General features: G+C 59.4%; 15 protein-coding genes. 12 read left to right on the forward strand and 3 right to left on the reverse strand.

What is annotated here, in order from left to right:
• Positions 1-68: 68 nt before the first annotated feature.
• The 5 genes from JQ848_RS11825 (at position 69) to JQ848_RS11845 (ending at position 4,552) form a co-directional block, all read left to right on the forward strand.
• Entirely contained in the window at positions 69-1,121 is a 1,053-nt protein-coding gene (locus JQ848_RS11825; RefSeq protein WP_202210727.1) for a beta-keto acid cleavage family enzyme, read from the forward strand.
• A 113-nt stretch (positions 1,122-1,234) separates the two neighbouring features.
• A complete protein-coding gene (locus JQ848_RS11830) occupies positions 1,235-2,566 on the forward strand; it encodes an MFS transporter (protein WP_003445548.1) in 1,332 nt (443 codons plus the stop codon).
• Positions 2,563-3,225 carry a DsbA family oxidoreductase gene (locus tag JQ848_RS11835; protein WP_202210728.1) on the forward strand — a complete coding sequence of 221 codons (663 nt, stop codon included), beginning with the start codon at positions 2,563-2,565 and terminating at the stop codon, positions 3,223-3,225. The genes JQ848_RS11830 and JQ848_RS11835 overlap by 4 nt, the downstream gene beginning before the upstream one ends.
• Entirely contained in the window at positions 3,222-3,545 is a 324-nt protein-coding gene (locus JQ848_RS11840; RefSeq protein WP_202210729.1) for a Rieske (2Fe-2S) protein, read from the forward strand. The genes JQ848_RS11835 and JQ848_RS11840 overlap by 4 nt, the downstream gene beginning before the upstream one ends.
• Complete coding sequence (locus JQ848_RS11845; protein WP_003445553.1) at positions 3,542-4,552, forward strand: YeiH family protein; 1,011 nt, start codon at positions 3,542-3,544, stop codon at positions 4,550-4,552. The genes JQ848_RS11840 and JQ848_RS11845 overlap by 4 nt, the downstream gene beginning before the upstream one ends.
• A 100-nt stretch (positions 4,553-4,652) precedes the next feature.
• Here the strand turns inward: JQ848_RS11845 and JQ848_RS11850 are convergent, their stop codons facing one another.
• The gene (locus JQ848_RS11850; RefSeq protein WP_003445555.1) at positions 4,653-5,672 is read right to left on the reverse strand and encodes an AraC family transcriptional regulator; all 1,020 of its coding nucleotides are present in this window, start codon (positions 5,670-5,672) and stop codon (positions 4,653-4,655) included.
• A gap of 254 nt (positions 5,673-5,926) precedes the next feature.
• On the opposite strand from JQ848_RS11850, the gene JQ848_RS11855 reads away from it, so the two are divergent.
• From JQ848_RS11855 to JQ848_RS11885, 7 genes are all read left to right on the forward strand, one after another.
• Complete coding sequence (locus JQ848_RS11855) at positions 5,927-6,481, forward strand: RBBP9/YdeN family alpha/beta hydrolase (protein WP_010656499.1); 555 nt, start codon at positions 5,927-5,929, stop codon at positions 6,479-6,481.
• Positions 6,482-6,589: 108 nt separating this feature from the next.
• Positions 6,590-8,467: a DUF1302 domain-containing protein gene (locus JQ848_RS11860; protein ID WP_003445558.1), complete on the forward strand. Its 1,878-nt coding sequence runs from the start codon at positions 6,590-6,592 to the stop codon at positions 8,465-8,467.
• 39 nt (positions 8,468-8,506) lie between these two features.
• The gene (locus JQ848_RS11865; protein WP_003445560.1) at positions 8,507-9,865 is read left to right on the forward strand and encodes a DUF1329 domain-containing protein; all 1,359 of its coding nucleotides are present in this window, start codon (positions 8,507-8,509) and stop codon (positions 9,863-9,865) included.
• Positions 9,866-10,006: 141 nt separating this feature from the next.
• On the forward strand, positions 10,007-11,080 hold the full coding sequence (locus JQ848_RS11870; protein WP_161718689.1) for a WD40/YVTN/BNR-like repeat-containing protein: 1,074 nt from the start codon (positions 10,007-10,009) through the stop codon (positions 11,078-11,080).
• 31 nt (positions 11,081-11,111) lie between these two features.
• On the forward strand, positions 11,112-13,646 hold the full coding sequence (locus tag JQ848_RS11875) for an efflux RND transporter permease subunit (protein WP_202210730.1): 2,535 nt from the start codon (positions 11,112-11,114) through the stop codon (positions 13,644-13,646).
• A gap of 7 nt (positions 13,647-13,653) precedes the next feature.
• Positions 13,654-15,432, forward strand: a complete 1,779-nt coding sequence (locus JQ848_RS11880; protein WP_161718691.1) for an acyl-CoA dehydrogenase C-terminal domain-containing protein — start codon at positions 13,654-13,656, stop codon at positions 15,430-15,432.
• A gap of 34 nt (positions 15,433-15,466) precedes the next feature.
• Entirely contained in the window at positions 15,467-17,110 is a 1,644-nt protein-coding gene (locus JQ848_RS11885) for a fatty acid--CoA ligase (RefSeq protein WP_010656494.1), read from the forward strand.
• A gap of 104 nt (positions 17,111-17,214) precedes the next feature.
• Here the strand turns inward: JQ848_RS11885 and JQ848_RS11890 are convergent, their stop codons facing one another.
• Positions 17,215-19,326 (reverse strand): 3-hydroxyacyl-CoA dehydrogenase NAD-binding domain-containing protein, encoded by a 2,112-nt coding sequence (locus JQ848_RS11890; protein ID WP_202210731.1) that lies wholly within the window; start codon positions 19,324-19,326, stop codon positions 17,215-17,217.
• Entirely contained in the window at positions 19,323-20,402 is a 1,080-nt protein-coding gene (locus tag JQ848_RS11895) for an NAD(P)-dependent alcohol dehydrogenase (protein ID WP_003445571.1), read from the reverse strand. The genes JQ848_RS11890 and JQ848_RS11895 overlap by 4 nt, the downstream gene beginning before the upstream one ends.
• Between the last annotated feature and the right edge of the window lie 28 nt (positions 20,403-20,430).

Below are 20,430 nucleotides of genomic sequence, written 5' to 3' on the forward strand. Positions count from 1 at the left end.
GTAATCAGGTAAACGCCCGTACCAGCACCGTCCGTTGGGCAGGCAAAAATAAAAACAAGGAGACGAACATGCAATTTTTCGACGATTCCCTGCATCCGGAAAACATGGAAAAGGTGGTCATTACCGTCGCCCCTTATGCCCCGGAATGGATGCCCGAAGACTTCCCCCAGGACATCCCGGTAACCATGGATGAGCAGGTACAAATAGCCGTGGACTGCTATGAAGCAGGCGCCACCGTGCTGCACTTGCATGTCCGTGAGCTGGACGGGAAAGGTTCCAAGCGCTTGTCCAAGTTCAATGAACTGATTGGCGGGGTGCGCGAAGCTGTTCCGGACATGATCATTCAGGTTGGGGGCTCGATTTCCTTTGCGCCGGAAAGCGATGGCGAGGCGGCCCTGTGGCTGTCCGACGATACCCGGCACATGCTCGCGGAGCTGTCGCCCAAGCCCGACCAGGTCACCGTGGCGATCAATACCATTCAGATGAATATCATGGAGTTGCTGTACCCCGAATATCGGGAAGGCACCTCACTGGCCGACCCCATCATCGAAGCGGCCTACAGTGAAATGACCGTGCCGGCAGGTCCGGCCTGGGTGACCGAGCACCTCAAGCGTCTACAAGCCAACAACATTCAACCGCACTTCCAGCTGACCGGTATTCACTCTTACGAAACCCTTGAGCGAATGGTGCGCAAAGGTCTGTATAAAGGCCCGCTGAACCTGACGTGGATCGGTATCGGTGGCGGCTTCGACGGTCCCAACCCGTTCAATATGTTCAACTTTATCAATCGCGTACCTGATGGCTGCACCTTGACGTCCGAGTCGCTGATGAAGAATATGCTGCCCCTCAACACCATGGCTCTGGCCATGGGTTTGCATGCGCGAGTGGGCACTGAAGACACCATCATTGACCAGCATGGAAAGCGCTTCACCTCGGTGCAGCAGATCCAGCAAACAGTGCGTATCGCCCACGAGCTGGGGCGTGAAATTGCCACCGGGAAGCAAGCGCGCGACATTTATCGCATCGGTGTGCAGTACGACAGCATTGAACAGACCCTGCTGGCCAACGGTATGGCACCGAACCGCAAGCCCGGGCAAAAGGGTGTACCTCAGCGCGGTTAATTGTCAGAAAACGGGGGGCAGGACCACTTTGGGTCTTGCCCCCGCTCAGTTTCAAGCGTTACGCAATACCAAAAAATAATAACAAAACAGGTGCAAGACACCGAGGAGGCAGCATGGCCTATCACCACAGTGCTGTGGGCGATGAAGAAGATACGTCCGCCGGTATTCCACGCCGGTACGCCTGGATAGTGTTTGCTCTGACGTTTGGCTTGTTGATTTCCGATTACATGTCACGCCAGGTACTCAACGCGGTATTCCCGACCTTGAAACAGGAGTGGGCATTGAGTGACGGGCAACTGGGTCTGCTCAGTGGCATTGTCGCCTTGATGGTCGGTCTGCTGACGTTCCCCCTGTCATTGATGGCCGACCGCTTCGGTCGCGTTAGAAGTCTGGCGCTGATGGCCTTGCTGTGGAGCCTCGCCACCCTGGGTTGCGCCCTGGCAGAAAACTATCAGCACATGCTGATTGCGCGCTTCATGGTGGGTGTCGGGGAGGCGGCCTACGGCAGCGTCGGTATCGCCGTGGTGGTATCGGTGTTTCCCAAAACCATGCGTGCAACCCTGGCCAGCGCCTTTATGGCAGGCGGGCTGTTTGGATCCGTACTGGGCATTGCCCTGGGCGGGGCGATTGCCGCGAAACTGGGCTGGCGCTGGTCATTCGCCAGCATGGCGTTATTTGGCCTGATACTGGCGGCGCTATATCCGCTCATCGTCAAGGAGTCGCGGATTTCCCCGCAACGTCTGAACCGCACACGCAGCAAGACCCCGACGGCGCTCAAAAATTCGTTACGCACCTTGTACAGCACCCGCTCTGTGATTGGCGCTTACATTGGCAGTGGCTTGCAGATTTTTGTTTCCGGCACCCTGATCGTGTGGATGCCCAGCTACCTCAACCGTTATTACGCAATGGGCGAGGCCCGGGCAGGCAGTGTGGCAGCGATCATGGTGCTGTGTTGCGGAGCCGGAGCCGTCATGTGCGGGATGCTCAGTGATCGCCTGTGCCGTCAGTCACCGCTGCGCAAAATCGAAATATCCATTGTTTACTGCCTGAGCAGTTGTCTGTTGCTCTCGGTGGCATTGTTGCTACCTCCAGGCCCCGTGCAATTACTGTTGATCGGTATGGGCATGCTGGTGGTTGCGGGTACCAACGGTACAGCCGCAGCCATGGTGGCGAACCTGACCCATTACTCGGTACACGGCACCGCATTCGCCACTCTGACGCTGGTCAACAACCTGCTGGGCCTGGCCCCGGGGCCACTGATCACAGGCCGGGTCTCGGACATTATCGGCCTGCATGCAGCCTTGCAGTGGGTACCACTGATGAGTGTTGCGGCAGCGGCAGTCTTCTTCTACACCCGCCATCACTATCTCAATGATGTCGCCCGTTCAAAGGAGGAGCAGGTCGCTCAAGCGCCCGGCAAATCCCCGTGTGAGGTCTTATCGTGAGCGCCACTTTGCGTATCGATGTGTTCTTCGACTTTATTTGCCCCTGGTGCCTGATTGGCAAGCGTCATCTGGAGCGCGCCCTTGACCTGCTGCGAATCAGGCGTCCGGATGTAAAGCAGGAGCTTGCCTGGCATGGCGTGCAGTTATTGCCGTACCTGCCGCCACAGGGCGTTCCATTTGCCGAGTTTTACCGCCAGCGCCTGGGCAGCGCCGAAGCTGTACGCATGCGTCAGGCACAGGTACAACAGGCTGCGGCCGATGCCGGGCTGAGCCTTGATCTGAGCGGCATCGACGTCATGCCCAATACAGCCACTGCCCATCGCCTGTTGCAGCACGCCTCGGCACTGGGCGGAGCTGCCCGGCGCAATGCCTTGCTGGAAAAACTCTTCGATGCCTATTTCCATGACGGCAAAAACCTCGCAGATCCGGCCGCCCTGCTGGCCATGGCGCAGGAGTGTGGCTATCCGCAAGACGCTTTGGCCGACTGCCTGAGCGCTGATGCGACGCCCCTGGGCGATAACGGCATGCCTGCCAGAGGTGTGCCGTACTTCATCTTCAACCGGCGCATCGAGGTCAGTGGTGCGCAGCCGCCGCAGCTATTGTTGCAGGCCATGGAGCAAGCCCTTGAGCAGGACACAAACAGGAGCTCAAGCCTATGAGCCGGCGCATAGCGGTACCTGCGCAAAAGGTCCCGGCACTTGATAAGCGGGCGCTGTTCGAGGCCGAAGGCAACAGCCTGGCGTTGTTCAATGTCGCGGGCCAGCTCTATGCCATAGACGACAGTTGTCCGCACCAGGGGGCATCTCTGTGTGCCGGCCGCCTGGAGGGCCGAGTCATTCAGTGTTGTGCCCATGGCCTGCGCTTTGATCTGAGCAGCGGCTACCTGCTCAATACCACCGGCCTGAAAGTCCCCAACTACCCGGTGGAAGTGGTTAACGGCCAGGTATATGTGGTGATGGCCGGGGAGGGCGCAGCATGAGTGTGGTTGCCCTCACTGCGGCGCACAGCCGCGTGCGTGAACTGGCCCCCGGTTTTATCGTCAGCCTGATTGTGGCTGCAGCAGCAAGTTTTCTCTCCGAACACTACGGTGCCCCGGTGATGCTGTTCGCACTGTTGCTGGGTATGGCGTTGAATTTTCTAGCGGCGGACAGCATCTGCAAGCCTGGTATCGAGTTCACCGCGCGGACGGTGTTGCGCATAGGCGTAGCGCTGTTAGGGATGCGCATTACGCTGGAGCAGATCGTCGCCATGGGCTGGAAACCGGTGGCGCTGGTGGTGACCCTGGTGGTGGTGACCATCCTGGTGTCGGTAGTCGCCGCCAAAGCCATGGGCTTTCAACGCTTGTTCGGCATGCTCACCGGCGGGGCCACTGCGATTTGCGGGGCTTCGGCAGCACTGGCGCTGGCCGCGGCTTTGCCTAACCATCCGCAGAAGGAGCGGGCAACGCTGTTCACTGTAATTGGTGTGTCAGCCCTGTCGACCATGGCCATGATCGTCTATCCGATGATTGCCAACTGGCTTGAACTGTCGCCCCAGATGGCCGGTGTTTTCCTTGGCGCCACCATTCACGATGTGGCTCAAGTGGTGGGTGCCGGCTACAGCATGTCGACCGAGACCGGCGATACCGCCACCGTGGTCAAGCTGATGCGCGTAGCCATGCTGCTGCCGGTGATTGTGTGCGCAGCCATGATTACCCGCATGCAGGGAGCCGATCCCACCGGCAAACGGCCGCCACTGCTGCCCTGGTTTGCCGTGGGCTTCCTGATACTGGCCTGTATCAACAGTACCGGCTGGGTGGTCCCCGCAGTGCAGAACTTCACCAACGAGTTGTCCCGTTGGAGTCTGGTGGTGGCCATCAGTGCCCTGGGTATGAAAACTCAACTCAAGGAACTGGCCGCAGTGGGGATCAAACCCATTTTACTTATGCTGGGGGAAACCATATTCCTCGTCATCCTGGTGCTGGTACTGATGCACTGGGGCATGTAAACCGTTACGCAATTGCTCCTTTTACGGTCGCGGCTAATTACCGGCGGCCGTTTTTTTATTGCATGGCGGTGTTGGCAGCAAACCCGTCGCTGGCGGGCCCTCAGTGATCTTTGCGCGGCGCAATCATGCGTTCACTGCGCCAGACGGCCGGCGGCTGGCCGAACTGCGAAATGAACCAGCGGGTGAATGAACTGGGCATGGAGTAACCGAGCATGTCGGTAATGCGTCCCAGGGAATAGCCGGGGTTCTCCAGGTAGCGAATCACCAGGTCGCGACGCACGATATTGATCAGCTCGCTGAAACTGGCGCCGTCTTCTTCCAGGCGGCGTTGCAGGGTGCGTACGTTCATACCCTGGCTTTGAGCAATTTGCTCAATGGTGGCGCGGCCCATGGGCAGCAGCAGGTAGATGGATTTGCGGACGTCAAATGCCAGCGAGTGATTGCTTTTGCCCTGTAGCGAGTCCAGGTAGCGCTGCGCGTGGCGAGCCATGGCCTCATTGGCCAGAGGGTTGGCAGTGTCAAGGTCGGTGGCGGGGCAAATGATGCCGTTGAACTCACAACCGAACTCCACTTTGCAGCCGAAGATACGCCGGTGCACGGTCAGATCTTCGGGGGCTTCATGGGTGAAGCAGACATTTATCGGGTGCCAGTGCGCGCCAAGCAGGGCCGCGCAAAAACGATACATCACAGCGATGGCCAGTTCGATGGACTGACGGTTACCGGCAGCCACCTCGGTGATCAGTTCCTCGCGAATGATCACCGTCTTGCCGCTTTCCTCAATGAAAATTGCCAGTGAGTCATTGAGCAGGTGCCGGTACTGCACGATCACTTTCAAGGCGTCGCGCAGACTGTTCTGAAGATTGAGCAGCAGGCTCACTTCACCAAAATCCGACAGCTGCCGTAACTCGGCCATGCGCAGGCCAAGGGTTTGGCAACCACTCATTTGCGCTGAGTGCTCCAGCAGACTGACCACCGAACTTGCCGGGATGCGTTGCTTGGGATCGTTGAGAATCGAAGGGCTCAATCCGGCTTGGGCCAGCAGCGCATTGACGTTCAAGCGCAGATGACGGGTCACTTCCAGATAGTTGGTCAGTGCTGCGGATCGGGCTAGAACGGTCATGGGGTGTCTGGCTTCCATTTGCTGACAAATGAGGTCTCGCTACAACGACTGGCTGCCATTTATAGAGGTTTGGTCGTGGAATGAAAAGCGCCTGCGGGTAAAACTCCGGGTTTGATTCCGGGCCCTGTCATCAAAAGAGAAGTGACTGACGCCAAATGTGAAGCGTTGGCAGAAGGCGAAATTTACTGTGCTTCTGGCAAGGGTTCGACGCGTTGGCGAACTGTCCGATGGCTTGTTCAAGGGTGAAAAGAACCATGAGTGAAACCACGATTCTGATTGTTCCGGGCTTGCGTGATCACGTGCCCCAGCACTGGCAGACGTTACTGGCTGCGCGACTGGACAAGGTCCGTTCAGTACCGCCTCTGGAAGACAACAAGCTCAGTCTGGCGGCTCGTGTAGATGCGATTGAGCGTGAGCTTGAGGCGATCAGCGGCCCGGTGATCCTGGTCGCCCACAGCGCCGGTGTACTGATGGTCGCGCATTGGGCGGCCCTCAGTAAGCGCCCGATCAAGGGCGCATTGCTGGCCGCACCGCCAGACCTTGAGGCCGTCTGGCCACTGGGCTATCCAACCTCGCAAAGCCTGCGGGCCAATGGCTGGGACCCTCTGCCAAAAGGCCGGTTGGGGTTCCCCTCGATTGTTGTTGGCAGCACCAATGATCACCTTGCAAGTCTGCCGGCCGTGACCCGCATGGCCCGACAGTGGGGCAGCGAGCTGGTCAATCTCGGGGCTGTCGGCCATCTCAATCCAGCTTCCGGTTACGGCCTGTGGCCACAGGCCGAAGAGTTTATCCGCACGCTGGACCGCTGATCGAGTTACCGCAAAACCGCCTGAAGTCTGCTCCCATCACCGCCAGGACCGGGGTGTGAGCCGTTGTTAAAACCAAAAACAAAAACAAAAAAAAACGGAGACAACGTAATGCACAACACCACAGGTCAAAGCCGCCCGAGTCGCAGCGTACTGACCACTGCCATCCTGCTTGCCTCAATGCCTTGTGCCTATGCTTTCGAACTCACCGATGGTAGCGAAGACTGGGCCGTGCGCTTCGACAACACCCTCAAAGCCAGCTATGGCCAGCGCGTCGAAGGTCAGAACTCGAAGATTGCCGGCACCTCCAACCTCAACGACGGCGACAAGAACTTTGGCGTCGGCAGTGCGGTGAGTCAGCGAGTCGATCTGCTAAGTGAACTGGATGTGGTCTACCAGGGAAAAATGGGCTTTAGGGTCAGCGCCGCAAGCTGGTATGACCATGCTTACGACCATGTCGGTTCAAACTCCAACCCTTTCCCGGGACAAGCGGGCAACGCAGGCAATCTGGTAGCGGCCCGCGCTGCAAACGGTGGCCTGATTCAGCCGGGTGACTCGCTCAATGGACATTCGGCCAGCAGACACGGGCTAAGCAACTATACCGATCGTTATTACAACGGCCCCTCGGGGGAAATCCTCGATGCCTTTGTGTTCTACAGCACTGAAATCGGCGACGAATCGATGCTCAGCGCCAAGCTTGGCAAACACAACGTGTACTGGGGCGAGACCCTGTTCAACGCGGCCAACGGCATCAACTACGGCCAGTCGGCACTGGACATCGCCAAGCTGTATAACGTGCCGGGCACTGAAACCAAAGAATTGTTCCTGCCGCGCAACCAGTTGTCAGTGTCGTTTACGGTCAACCCGGAGCTGACCCTGGGCGCCCAATACTTCCTCGAATTCCAGAACTCCCGCCTGCCCGAAGGCGGCACCTACATGGGCGGCTACGACATGCTGGGGGAGGGCGCGGATGTATTCTGGCTGCCCTTGCCGACCCTGCTGGACGGCTCCGGGGCCTATTACGCGGCGCCACGCGGGCATGATGTAAAACCGCGAAATTCCGGCGACTTCGGCCTGATGGCCAAGTGGAGCCCGCAATGGCTGGACGGCACCCTGGGCTTTTACTACCGCAACACCTCGGACCCGATGCCGGCGGTGCTGATCAATGCACCCAACCTGCACCAGCCGGGTTTGGCGGGCCTGCAAGGCGTCGAGTACATGACAGCCTATGCCGATGACATTGATATCTACGGCATCAGCCTGTCGAAAAGTGTAGGGCCGGTCAGCGTCGGCCTTGACTTGAACTACCGCGAAAACATGCCTCTGGTGAGTAACTTCAGCACGGTCAACTCAACCCTGGATACCCAGGCAGGTGAGGGCCTGATCAACGGCGCCAACATTATCGGCGCCATGCCGGGCAATGGCGAAACCGGGCTGGCCCGAGGCAAGACCTTCCACGTGGTACTCAATGGCCTGGTGACTTTTGGCAAGACAGCGCTCTGGGATGCCTCCTCACTGGCAGTTGAAGGTTCCTTGACCCACCTGGTCAGCGTCGACAAAGGCAAGCAGACATTCAAGGGCGACTCCAGCTACAGGGGCGTCGACAAGGTTGACACCAACGCTTACACCATCGCGGCCAACTTCGCCCCGACCTGGTTCCAGGTCTTCCCGGGTGTCGATATGTCCATGCCGGTTTCCTACAACGTGGGCCTCAAAGGCAACTCTGCGGTGCAGTTGGGTGGCAACGAAGATGCCGGCAGCTACTCGATCGGCGTCGCGGCAGACATCTACCAGAAGTACAAACTCGACCTGAAATACGTCGACTCCTTTGGCCCTTTCGATACCTGCGAAAGCGGGTTTGATAACAACACCCCGGGGGCCAACGGTCTGTACCAGTGCATCCCCGGACAGATCACCTCTCAAGCTGGCCTGTCGCCTTTGCTCAAGGATCGCGGGATGGTCACTGCCTCGTTCAAAGCCACATTCTGACTGACGCTCGAATTATAAAAACAAGTGGAGAGAATTCAGATGAAATTTCTAAGTACTGTGCTCGCAGCTTCTCTGGCCGCCATCATTGCCGGCCAGGCTCAAGCCGGCGTATCGGCGCAAGAGGCCGCAAAACTGGGCACCAGCCTGACGGGAGTGGGCGGCGAAATGGCAGGCAATGCCGATGGTTCGATCCCGGCCTACAAGGGCGGTCTGACCGTCCCCCCTGCCAGCTTCAAAGCCGGTGACAGCATGCGCCCGGACCCCTTTGCCGATGAGAAACCGCTGCTGGTCATCGATGGCAAAAACGTGGATCAGTACAAGGGAATGCTGACCGCTACCACTGTGGAGCTGGCCAGGCGCTACCCGACGTACCGGATCGATGTGTATCCGACCCACCGTACCGTATCGCTGCCTGCGCCGGTGCTGGCCAATACCCTGAAAAACGCCACCGATGCCAAGAGCCTCAACGACGGCCTGGCCATTGATAACGTGCTGCCCGGGGTACCGTTCCCGATTCCGCATTCGGGCAGCGAGGCCATGTGGAACCACCTGTTGCGCTACCTGGGTACCAATCTGAACACCAAGTATGACTCCTGGAACGTTGACGCTGCGGGGGTGCCGACACTGTCCACCACGGCGCTGGCATTCATGAACTATCCGATCTACGAAAACATGTCAAAGCCGGTTGCCAGTACCGACATTTTTTACCAGATGAAGCTGTATTACACCGGCCCTGCGCGTCGTGCGGGTGAAGCCATCATGCTCAGGGATTCTGCCGACCCGTTGACCCAGCCACGCAAGGCCTGGCAGTACCTGCCGGGTCAGCGGCGGGTAAAGCTGGCCCCTGACCTTGCCTATGACACACCGAACCCCGGCACCGCCGGCGCCAACACCTACGACGATACCTTCGTCTTTATGGGCGCCCTGGACCGTTACGACTGGAAGCTGGTGGGCAAGCAGGAACTGATCGTGCCCTATAACACCTACAAGCTGACCTATGCCAAGGAAGCCGGGCCGCTCACGACCGCCAACCACATTGCCCCGGACTATGTGCGCTGGGAGAAACACCGGGTCTGGGTGGTGGAAGCCACGCTCAAGCCCGGCGCCCGCCACATCTATCACAAACGCCGCTTTTACCTGGATGAAGACAGCTGGATCGCTTTGGCCTCCGACCAATATGACTCCAGCGGCAAGCTCTACCGGGGTGCCTTCACCTTCCTCAGCCAGAGCTACGACAAGCAGACCCCGGATACCTCGCCTTTCATGATTTATGACCTGGTCGGGGGCAACTACAACATCAACGGCATCGTCGGCCCGTACGGCGGCATCAAGTACACCAACCCGCTCTCGAAAGTGCAGTGGGCGCCGGACGCCCTGGCCGGGGCCGGGATTCGCTAGGCAGCCGCTCAAAGAAATCCGGGGCCCAAGGCTGTAGTGCCCCGCCAGAGTGACTTCAAGAACGCTGTGTATCTTGAGTTTCCGGCTCCGACAGCGCAGGCACCCAGGTGCTCGCGCTGTTGTTTTCATGGAAGGTGCGGTATGGGTTTGCTTAAAAAGTTCGAACTGGCGCTGCTGTTGCCACTGCTGGCGCTGGTGCCCGGTGGCGCGCATGCCGCCAGTTATGTGGATGTTCTGGACCTGCCATCGGCACCCAGCGCGTTATCCGTACGCAGCCCGCTGGTGGGTATCACCCGTGCAGGTGAGCGTCTGGTGAGCGTGGGACAGCGTGGCCATATTCTTTATTCCGATGATGCTGGCAAGCAATGGACCCAGGCCAGCGTGCCCCTGAGCAGTGATCTGAGTGCGGTGTATTTTCCATCTGCGACACAGGGCTGGGCGGTGGGTAACGATGGTGTCGTGCTGCACAGCAGTGACGCTGGGGTCACCTGGCGCAAGCAATTGGACGGGCGCCAGATCGGTGACTTGCTGATCAAGCATTACACCGCTCTGGCCATAGCCGAGCCCGGCAATGAGCAATGGCCATTACTGGTTGCAGAAGGTCAGCGTCTGGCGGCAGAAGGCGCCGACAAACCGCTGCTCGATGTGTGGTTCGCCAACGACAGGCTGGGTTATGTGGTCGGCGTGTTCAACCTGATCCTGCGTACCGAAGACGGAGGCCACAGCTGGACCCCTTTTCAGGACCGCACCGACAACCCCCAGGGCTTTCACCTCAACGCCATAGCGTCCACCGGCGACGCGCTGTACATCGCCGGTGAGCAGGGGCTGGTGCTGAAATGGGATGAAACCGCGCAGCGTTTCGCGGCCATCCACACACCCTATCAGGGCAGTTTTTTCGGGGTTATCGGCAAACCCGGCGAGGTCATCGTCTACGGCCTGCGGGGCAATGTGTTGCGCAGCAGCGATGGCGGCGCGCACTGGAGTCCGCTCAGCAGTGACCTGCAAGTCAGCATTACAGCCGCCGTCGTCAATCCCCAGGGGCAGTACGAACTGTTCACCCAGGCCGGGCACGCGTTGCTCAGTCAGGCCGACAGCCCGCGATTACACCTGTTGGCGCAGCAGGACATAGCCCCCGTGGCCGGAGCCACCCTGGCTGCCAATGGCTCGCTGGTGGTAGTGGGTAGCCGTGGTGCACAGGCACTGGCCGGCGAATAAGCCATAGAACAATTAGAGCGAGTACCCAGACATGGGCAATATCAAGCAAGACACCATGCCGGTGATCCGCGATCTGCGGGACTTCGACCGCCACTCCGGCAACCTGTTGGAGCGGCTGGTGTTCAACTACCGCCCACTGTTCATGCTACTGATGGCACTGGTCACCGTGCTCCTGGGTTATATGGCGTTGACGCGCCTGGAACTGCGACCCAGCTTCGAAAAAATGATTCCTCAGAGCCAGCCGTACATCCAGAACTACCTGGCAAACCGCCAGTCGTTACGCGGGCTGGGGAACTCGGTACGGGTGGTGGTGGAGAACACCCGGGGCGACATTTTCGATCCCGGTTACCTTGAAGTCCTCAAACAGGTCAACGACCAGCTGTTCATCACTGAAGGGGTTGACCGGGCCTGGATGAAGTCGTTATGGAGCCCCGGTGTACGCTGGACCGAAGTCACCGAGGAAGGCTTTCAGGGCGGCCCGGTGATGCCCGGCACTTATCAAGGCTCGCCCGCAGACATCGCACAACTGCGCCAGAACATCAGCCGGGCCGGGATCGTCGGCAGTCTGGTGGCCAGTGACTACAAATCCAGCATGTTGATCGTACCGCTGCTGGACAAGACCTCCGCCACGGGCAAGGGCGTCAACTATCAGCAATTCTCGCGTTTGCTTGAAGAACAACTGCGGGACAAGATCGAATTCGCCGGTGACAGCGCTGCACGCAAGGCCGGGGAGGAGGGCAAAGGCCAGTACAAGGTGCGGGTCATAGGGTTCGCCAAGCTGATGGGCGATCTGATCGACGGCTTGATTCAGGTCATGATGTTTTTCGGGCTGGCGGTGGTCACTTCCCTGATCATCATCTACCTCTACACCCGCTGTATTCGCAGCACCTTGCTGGTGGTGGGCTGCTCGCTGATTGCAGTGGTCTGGCAGCTGGGCATTATTGCCTGGCTGGGCTATGCCATTGATCCCTACTCGGTGCTGGTGCCTTTCCTGATCTTCGCCATCGGCGTGTCCCATGCGGCACAGAAAATGAACGGCATCATGCAGGACATCGCCCGCGGCACACACAAATTGATTGCCGCCCGCTATACCTTTCGCCGTCTGTTCATTGCCGGTGTTACAGCCCTGCTGGCCGATGCAGTGGGCTTCGCCGTGCTGATGCTGATCGATATTCCGGTGATACAGGACCTGGCAATCACTGCCAGCATCGGGGTCGCAGTCCTGATATTTACTTCTTTGCTGTTAATGCCCGTCGCGCTGTCTTATATCGGTGTGGGCCGTAAAGCCGCCGAGCGGGCCCTTGAAATCGAAACCCGGGCCACCGGCCATAAAGGCTTCGGCAAAATGTGGGACCTGCTGGACCGCTTCACCACTGGCAAGTGGGCAACCGGTGCGGTGCTGGTGGCGCTGCTTATGGGGGGCATTGGTTTTGTGGTCAGCCTGCAACTGAAAATAGGCGACCTTGACAGCGGTGCCCCGGAGCTGCGCGCAGACTCGCGCTACAACCTCGACAACGCCTACATCACCCGCCATTACGCGCTGTCCAGCGATCTGTTTGCGGTCATGATAAAAACCGCCCCGGAAGGTTGCCTGAACTACCAGACACTGATTCTTGCCGATCGTCTGGCATGGGAGCTGCAGCAGTCCCCTGGGGTGCAGGCCACTTCTTCGCTGGTAAACGCGGTACGCCAGATCACTGCCGGTTCCTATGAAGGCAATCCCAAGCTCAACAGCATCCAGCGCAACCAGGACGTGCTCAACTATGCCGCCCAGCAGGCTTCGGTGAATTCCCCGGAGTTGTTCAACACCGATTGTTCGCTGATGCCCGTGATCGCTTTTCTCAAAGACCACAAGGCCGAGACCCTGGACGCCGTCGTGGCCATTGCCGACAAATTCGCCAGGGAAAACAGCACCCCGCAGCGTCAGTTCCTGCTGGCAGCCGGTACTGCCGGCATAGAAGCGGCGACCAATATCGTGGTGCGCGAAGCCAACCGCACCATGCTGCTTTATGTCTACGCCGCGGTGACCCTGTTCTGCCTGATTACCTTCCGCAGTTGGCGGGCCACGCTGGTGGCCTTGCTGCCGCTGGTGCTGACCTCAATCCTCTGCGAAGCGTTGATGGTGGTCATGGGCATCGGGGTGAAGGTTGCCACCTTGCCGGTGATTGCCTTGGGTGTGGGGATCGGCGTGGATTACGCGCTGTACTTGCTCAGCGTGCAGCTGCATCACCAGCGTCAGGGCCTGTCACTGTCCGATGCCTACCGTAAAGCGGTGTCATTCACCGGCCGGGTCGTGGGGCTGGTGGGCATCACCCTGGCGGCAGGGGTGGTGAGCTGGGTCTGGTCACCGATCAAATTCCAGGCAGACATGGGCATCCTGCTGACCTTCATGTTCCTGTGGAACATGCTTGGCGCGCTGATTCTCATTCCTGCCCTGTCGTACTTCCTGTTGCGCGGTCCTGCGCTGAGTCGTCGTACTGCCCCCGACGAGCCGGCGGTACACCTCAGCGAGACCGACAACCCCAAAAAACAGGGCATGCGTCGTGCCCTGTCACTGACTGAGTAAGCCAACCATGTCTGACTACAAAGCTCCCCTGCGCGACATGCGCTTCGTGCTCAATGAGGTTTTCCAGGTGTCCCGGTTGTGGGACCGACTGCCCGGCATGTCCGGGGTCGTGGATGAAGAGACCGCTGCCGCCATCCTGGAAGAGGCGGGTAAGATCAGCGCCGGGATCATCGCCCCGCTGCGCCAGAAAGGGGATGAGCAAGGCTGCGCCTGGAACAATGGCGCAGTGCAGGCGCCCGAGGGGTTTCAGGCGGCCTATCAGACTTTCGCTGAAGGTGGCTGGGTCGGTCTGGGCGGCGACCCGCGTTACGGCGGCATGGGCATGCCCAAGGCCATCAGTGCCCAGGTTGAAGAAATGGTCAACGCGGCCAACCTGTCGTTCGGTCTCTACCCGATGCTCACCGCCGGCGCCTGCCTGTCGCTCAATGCCCATGCCAGCGAAGCGCTGAAAGAAAAGTACCTGCCCAACATGTATGCCGGCCTCTGGAGCGGCTCCATGTGCTTGACCGAGGCCCATGCCGGCACCGATCTGGGCCTGTTGCGTACCAGAGCCGAGCCCCGGGACGATGGCAGTTATGCCATCAGCGGCAGCAAGATTTTCATCACCGGCGGTGAGCATGACCTGACCGAGAACATCATTCACCTGGTACTGGCCAGACTGGCGGATGCACCCGCCGGGCCAAAAGGCATTTCACTGTTTCTGGTGCCCAAGATACTGGTCAATGCCGACGGGACGCTGGGCGAGCGCAATTCACTGTCTTGCGGCTCCATCGAACACAAGATGGGCATCAAGGCGTCCGCGACCTGCGTGATGAACTTCGACCAGGCGACCGGCTGGCTGGTCGATGCGCCCAACAAAGGGCTGGCGGCGATGTTCACCATGATGAATTACGAGCGGCTGGGTGTCGGCATTCAAGGCCTGGCGCAGGGCGAACGCTCTTATCAAAGTGCCATCGACTATGCCCGTGAGCGCCTGCAAAGCCGCGCCCCGACGGGCGCACAGAATAGCGAAAAGGTCGCCGATCCAATTATCGTGCACCCGGATGTGCGACGCATGCTGCTGACCATGAAGGCCCTGAACGAAGGCGGACGAGCCTTCTCCAGTTATGTGGCCCTGCAACTGGACACCGCCAAATACAGTCAGGACCCGCCCGCCCGGCTGCGAGCAGAACAACTGGTGTCGTTGCTGACTCCGGTTGCCAAGGCGTTTCTCACCGACATGGGCCTGGAAGCCACTCTGCACGGGCAGATGATTTTCGGCGGCCATGGCTATATCCGCGAGTGGGGCCAGGAACAACTTGTACGTGACGTGCGGATCACCCAGATCTACGAAGGCACCAATGGCATTCAGGCGCTGGACCTGACAGGGCGCAAGATTGTCGGCAGTGGCGGGGCACTGTACCGGCTGTTTGCCGATGAAATTCGCCAGTTCAGCGCAACCGCCAGTGCTGACCTGGCCGAGTTCACCAAGCCGCTCAACGCGGCCGTGGACAACCTCGACGAGCTGACCGCCTGGTTACTGGACCGGGCCCGGAACAACCCGAATGAAGTGGGCGCGGCCTCAGTCGAATACCTGCAAGTGTTCGGCTACACCGCCTACGCCTACCTGTGGGCGCGTATGGCCCAGGTGGCCCTGGAAAAACACACCGAAGATGATTTTTACGCCAGCAAGCTGGGCACCGCACGTTTTTACTTTGCCCGCCTGCTGCCACGCATTGAATCACTGAGTTCATCGGTCAAGTCGGGCAGCGAAAGTCTCTATCTGCTGGATGCCGTGCAGTTCTGAGGCACGTCTAAATAAAGAATCAGGAATTTCCATAATGCTTAAAACAAAAATAATTCCACCAGCAGATGGCGCCTATACCTACCCGCTATTGATCAAGCGCCTGCTACTGTCGGGCGCTCGCTATGAGCCGGGCAATGAAATCGTCTACGCCGACAAACTGCGTTACAGCTACAAGACCCTGAACCAGCGTATCCACCGACTGGCCAACGCCCTGACCGCTGCCGGAGTCAAGGCCGGGGATACGGTCGCCATGCTTGACTGGGATAGCCACCGCTACCTGGAATGTTTTTTTGCGGTGCCCATGATTGGCGCAGTGCTGCACACGGTCAACATTCGCCTTTCTCCGGATCAGGTGCTCTACACCATGAATCACGCCGAGGACGACCTGGTGCTGGTGCATGATGATTTCTTGCCCTTGATTGAGCAGATCCAACCCGCTCTGACCAGGGTCAAAGGCTTTATCCGCCTCACTGACGACCAGCCTCGGCGCACCGACCTGCCGCTGTTGGGCGAATATGAAAGCCTGCTGGCGCAGGCGGCTACCGATTACGATTTCCCCGACTTTGACGAAAATTCGGTGGCGACGATTTTCTACACCACGGGCACCACAGGTGCCCCTAAAGGTGTGTATTTCACCCATCGTCAGTTGGTGCTGCATACCTTGAATGCCGTGGGAGCCATGGGCAGTTACCAGAGCTTGCCGCTGGTACGTTCCGATGACGTTTATATGCCGATCACGCCGATGTTCCACGTGCATGCCTGGGGGGTGCCTTATGTGGCGACGCTGATGGGGATCAAGCAGGTGTACCCCGGCCGTTACGAACCCAACAGTCTGGTCAGGCTGTTCCGGGAAGAAAAGGTCACGTTCTCCCATTGCGTGCCCACAGTTCTACAAATGATCCTGAGTTGCGAGGAGGCGGTTAATACCCGCTTTGACAGCTGGAAAATGCTTCTGGGTGGCAGCGCCCTGACCCTGGCAATCGCCAGCCAGGCGAGCGCCAAAGGCATTCAGGTACACAGCGGGTACGGTATGTCAGAAACCTGCCCGATGCTCTGCACCAGCTACCTGAACGCAGCAGAAATTGAGCACTCCACGCAAACCCGACTCAGCCAGCGCATTAAAACCGGAATGCCGATACCGATGGTCGACCTGAAGATCATCGATGGCAGCGGCCATGCCGTTGCCCACAATGGAGAGTCTTTGGGCGAAATCGTGGTGCGTGCACCCTGGCTGACCCAGGGCTATTTGAAGGAACCTGAAAAAGGCGCCGAACTGTGGCAGGACGGCTGGCTGCACACCGGCGACCTGGCCTCCATCGACCCCCAGGGCCGGGTGGAAATCAAAGACCGGATCAAGGATGTGATTAAAACCGGCGGCGAGTGGATCAGTTCCCTGGATCTGGAGAACCTGATCAGTGAACACGCGTCGGTGATAGCGGTGGCCGTGGTGGGTGTAGCGGATGAGCAGTGGGGCGAACGGCCGATGGCCCTGGTGGTATGCGAGCCCGGGCAGTACGTCGATCAACCCATGCTTGAGGTCCACCTGCAGCAGTTCGTGGCCTGTGGCCGCATCAACAAATGGGCGATACCCAAACAGTTCGACTTTGTGGTTGAAATTCCCAAGACCAGTGTGGGCAAGATCAACAAAAAGCTGATCCGCGAAAGCCTGTTGACCTGACGCAAAAAGCCCCTGTGCCACGGCGCAGGGGCGTTACCTTGGCGGGGGGCAGATGCTCGCCATCTACGGCAATCACCGCCCCCGGCTCCTTGTTGCAGTTTGGCTCAGATCACTTCAATCCGGGTTTTACCCGCGGCAACCAGACGCTCCAACAGCGGCGCCGGCTGGAACCACATCTGCCCATAAGCGCCCAGGCTCTGGCGATAGTGGCGGATTCCCTCAAGCACCACATCCAGGCCAAGGGTCCGGGCATAGTGCAAGGGGCCGCCTCGCCAGGCCGGGAAGCCATAGCCGTTGATCCATACCAGATCGATATCACCGCTGCGTTGCGCGATACCTTCATCCAGCAGCGCAATCCCTTCGTTGATAAGCATGAACATGCAGCGATCATGGATTTCCTGATTGCTGATGACACGCCGGGTGATCCCCAGGCCCCAGGCGATATTTTCAGCCAGAGCAGTCAACTCCGGATTCTCCACGGGTTCTCGGCCCTGATAGAGGTAGAAGCCACAGGCGGTTTTTTGCCCGTAGTGCCCCAGGTCATACAGCGCGTCGGCGATTTTGCAGTAGCCCGGGTCCTGCCGGATCTGCTCGCGCCGCGCCTCGCGGATCAGGTAGCTGACGTCGATCCCGGCCAGGTCATGCATGGCCAGCACCCCCATGGCCAGCCCCAGATCAGTCAGCACCTTGTCTATCTGGGCTACGGTTGCGCCTTCCAGCAGCAGGCGATGGGCTTCCCGGGAGTAGGGCTCGAGCATGCGGTTGCCAATAAAGCCAAAGCACACCCCGGACACCACCGGGATTTTGCCGATACGGGCGGCGATGCTCAGCGTGGTTGCCAGGGTATCGGCTGCGGTGGCTTGCCCGCGAACCACTTCAAGCAGACGCATGACATTCGCCGGGCTGAAGAAGTGCAGGCCAATCACGTCTTGCGGGCGTCGAGTGACCGCAGCGATGGCATCCACGTCCAGGGTCGAGGTGTTACTGGCCAGGATTGCCCCCGGTTTGCACACTTCGTCCAGGGTGCGGAAGACCTGCTGCTTGATGGCCAGGCTTTCGAATACCGCTTCGATGACCAGGTCAGCATCACTGATCTCGGCATAGTCGAGGGTGCCGTGCAGCAGTTCCATGCGCTGTTCCAGTTGCGCCTCGGTCAGTTTTCCGCGTTTGACGCCAGTCTGATAATTAGTGCGAATCTGCCTCAAGCCGTGGTCCAGCGCCTCAGCCTTGAGCTCCAGCAAAGCGACCGGAATTCCGGCGTTGGCAAAACACATGGCAATCCCGCCGCCCATGGTACCTGCGCCAATGATCGCTACCCGGTGAACGGGACGAATCGGCGTCTGCAGGTTTACCCCGGGCTGTGTGCCGAGGTCGCCCTCGGCAGCATGAACGTGGCGCAAAGCCTCGGACTGGCTTGATCCCTCGAGCTGCCGGAACAGCCCGGCCTCGAACGCCAACCCTTCGGCCAGCGGTAAATTGCAGGCGGCTTCAAGGGCCGCCAGCGCCTGTTGCGGGGCTGGCTGACCTTGCCAGCGATGCTTATTGGCGCTGCGGTATTGCTGGAAATAATGCGCAGGCAGTTCGCTGGCCGGGTCGGGCCATGGCGGTGACGGTTGGGCAGGTGCCTGGGCCGCAAGCAGTTCATGGGCCCATTCACTGGCCTCAGCGAGCAAGGTCTCGGGGCTTTGGGCCAGGCGATCGAGCAGACCGGCTTGCAGTGCATGCCGAGCATTGACGGGCCGCCCGTAGAGGATCATTTCCAGAGCTTGCACAGCGCCTACCAGGCGCGGCAAACGCTGAGTACCACCGGCACCGGGAATCAACCCCAGGTTGATTTGCGGCAGGGCGAAACGGGCACCCGGCTCACTGATGCGATAGCCACAGGCAAGTGCCAGTTCCAGGCTGCCCCCCAGCGCCATGCCACTGATTGCGGCAATCAGCGGCTTGTTCAATTGCGTCATGCGCAGCAGTACATCGCCCAGGGAGGGGCTGGCGAATGGCGCCAGAGTACCGGACTCATTGATATCCGCCCCCGCACCAAAGGGCACGCCGTGACCGTAGACAATGATTGCCCGTACCTCCCCGTCGGCCACTGCACGCTCGATGGCCTGCAGCAGTTCGCTGCGCAGCCTCTGGCCTAGGGCATTGACGGGGGCATGGGCCAGGCCGATCAGGGCCAGTTGCCGGTCTACCTGAAAGTGGATCAGGGCACTCATGGCGCCTCCTTTGAAGACAAAGAGGCAACGTCATGCAAGGTGCTCATATCGATCACGAAACGGTATTTCACATCGTTGCTCTGCAAGCGCTCAAAAGCGCTGTTGATGTCCTGCATGGCAATCATTTCGCAGTCGGGCAGGACCTGATGTTCGGCGCAGAAATCCAGCAATTCCTGAATCGCCTGAATTCCGCCGATCAGCGAGCCCACCAGACTGCGGTTATTGCGTATCAGCAAGCCGCCATGAATGGGCTCCAGCGGTTCTATGGCGCCCACCAGCACCAGCACTCCGTTGCGTCCCAGCAGCATCAGGTAGGGGTTGACGTCGTGCCGGCGAGGAATGGTGTCGATGATGAATTCAAATGAATTGGCCGCTTTGGCCATCCCTGGCGTATCACTGGAGAGCAGCACCTGCCTGGCGCCCAGGGCGCGGGCGTCATCCGCCTTGCCGGCCGAGGTGGTAATCACGGTGACATCGGCGCCCAGGGCTGTGGCCAGTTTTACGGCCATATGCCCCAGCCCGCCAAGCCCGACCACCGCAACCTTCGACCCTTTGCCCACGCCGTAGCGGCGCATAGGGTTCCAGACGGTGATGCCCGCGCACAACAAAGGGGCTGCGTAGCGCGGATCAAGATTTTCCGGCATGCGCAGCACAAACGGCTCACGAACCACAATATGTTCGGCATAGCCGCCATAGGTGATCTCGCCGGTCTGCCGGTCTTTGCCGTTATAGGTGGTCGTAGGGCCGTGGACACAGAGTTGTTCTTGATGCTCGGCGCAGGGTGCGCACTGCAGGCAACTGTCAACCTGACAACCGACAGCCACCCGGTCACCGACTTTGAAGCGGCTCACCTTGGGGCCTGTGTCTGTGACATAGCCCACAATTTCGTGGCCCGGCACGCAGGGATAAACCGTGTTGTTCCAGTCGTTGTGAACCTGATGAGCATCGGAGTGGCACACACCGCAAAAAGCGATCGCGATGGCAATGTCATCATCGCGCAAGGCCCGCCGCTGGAAGCGAAACGGGGTAAGAGCGCAATGTGCATCCAGAGCAGCAAAACCCAGGCAAGTAGTCATGGCAATGTCCTGTGAAAATCGACAGGCC

The sequence above is a fragment of the Pseudomonas paraversuta genome, from assembly GCF_904067025.1.
GTDB classification, from domain to species: domain Bacteria; phylum Pseudomonadota; class Gammaproteobacteria; order Pseudomonadales; family Pseudomonadaceae; genus Aquipseudomonas; species Aquipseudomonas paraversuta.

Excerpts from the sequence above, each read along its gene's own strand:
- JQ848_RS11825 (WP_202210727.1), top strand. The coding sequence starts at position 69 with ATGCAATTTTTCGACGATTCCCTGCATCCGGAAAACATGGAAAAGGTG.
- JQ848_RS11830 (WP_003445548.1), top strand. The coding sequence starts at position 1,235 with ATGGCCTATCACCACAGTGCTGTGGGCGATGAAGAAGATACGTCCGCC.
- JQ848_RS11840 (WP_202210729.1), top strand. The coding sequence starts at position 3,222 with ATGAGCCGGCGCATAGCGGTACCTGCGCAAAAGGTCCCGGCACTTGAT.
- JQ848_RS11845 (WP_003445553.1), top strand. The coding sequence starts at position 3,542 with ATGAGTGTGGTTGCCCTCACTGCGGCGCACAGCCGCGTGCGTGAACTG.
- JQ848_RS11850 (WP_003445555.1), bottom strand. The coding sequence starts at position 5,672 with ATGACCGTTCTAGCCCGATCCGCAGCACTGACCAACTATCTGGAAGTG.
- JQ848_RS11855 (WP_010656499.1), top strand. The coding sequence starts at position 5,927 with ATGAGTGAAACCACGATTCTGATTGTTCCGGGCTTGCGTGATCACGTG.
- JQ848_RS11860 (WP_003445558.1), top strand. The coding sequence starts at position 6,590 with ATGCACAACACCACAGGTCAAAGCCGCCCGAGTCGCAGCGTACTGACC.
- JQ848_RS11865 (WP_003445560.1), top strand. The coding sequence starts at position 8,507 with ATGAAATTTCTAAGTACTGTGCTCGCAGCTTCTCTGGCCGCCATCATT.
- JQ848_RS11870 (WP_161718689.1), top strand. The coding sequence starts at position 10,007 with ATGGGTTTGCTTAAAAAGTTCGAACTGGCGCTGCTGTTGCCACTGCTG.
- JQ848_RS11875 (WP_202210730.1), top strand. The coding sequence starts at position 11,112 with ATGGGCAATATCAAGCAAGACACCATGCCGGTGATCCGCGATCTGCGG.
- JQ848_RS11880 (WP_161718691.1), top strand. The coding sequence starts at position 13,654 with ATGTCTGACTACAAAGCTCCCCTGCGCGACATGCGCTTCGTGCTCAAT.
- JQ848_RS11885 (WP_010656494.1), top strand. The coding sequence starts at position 15,467 with ATGCTTAAAACAAAAATAATTCCACCAGCAGATGGCGCCTATACCTAC.
- JQ848_RS11890 (WP_202210731.1), bottom strand. The coding sequence starts at position 19,326 with ATGAGTGCCCTGATCCACTTTCAGGTAGACCGGCAACTGGCCCTGATC.
- JQ848_RS11895 (WP_003445571.1), bottom strand. The coding sequence starts at position 20,402 with ATGACTACTTGCCTGGGTTTTGCTGCTCTGGATGCACATTGCGCTCTT.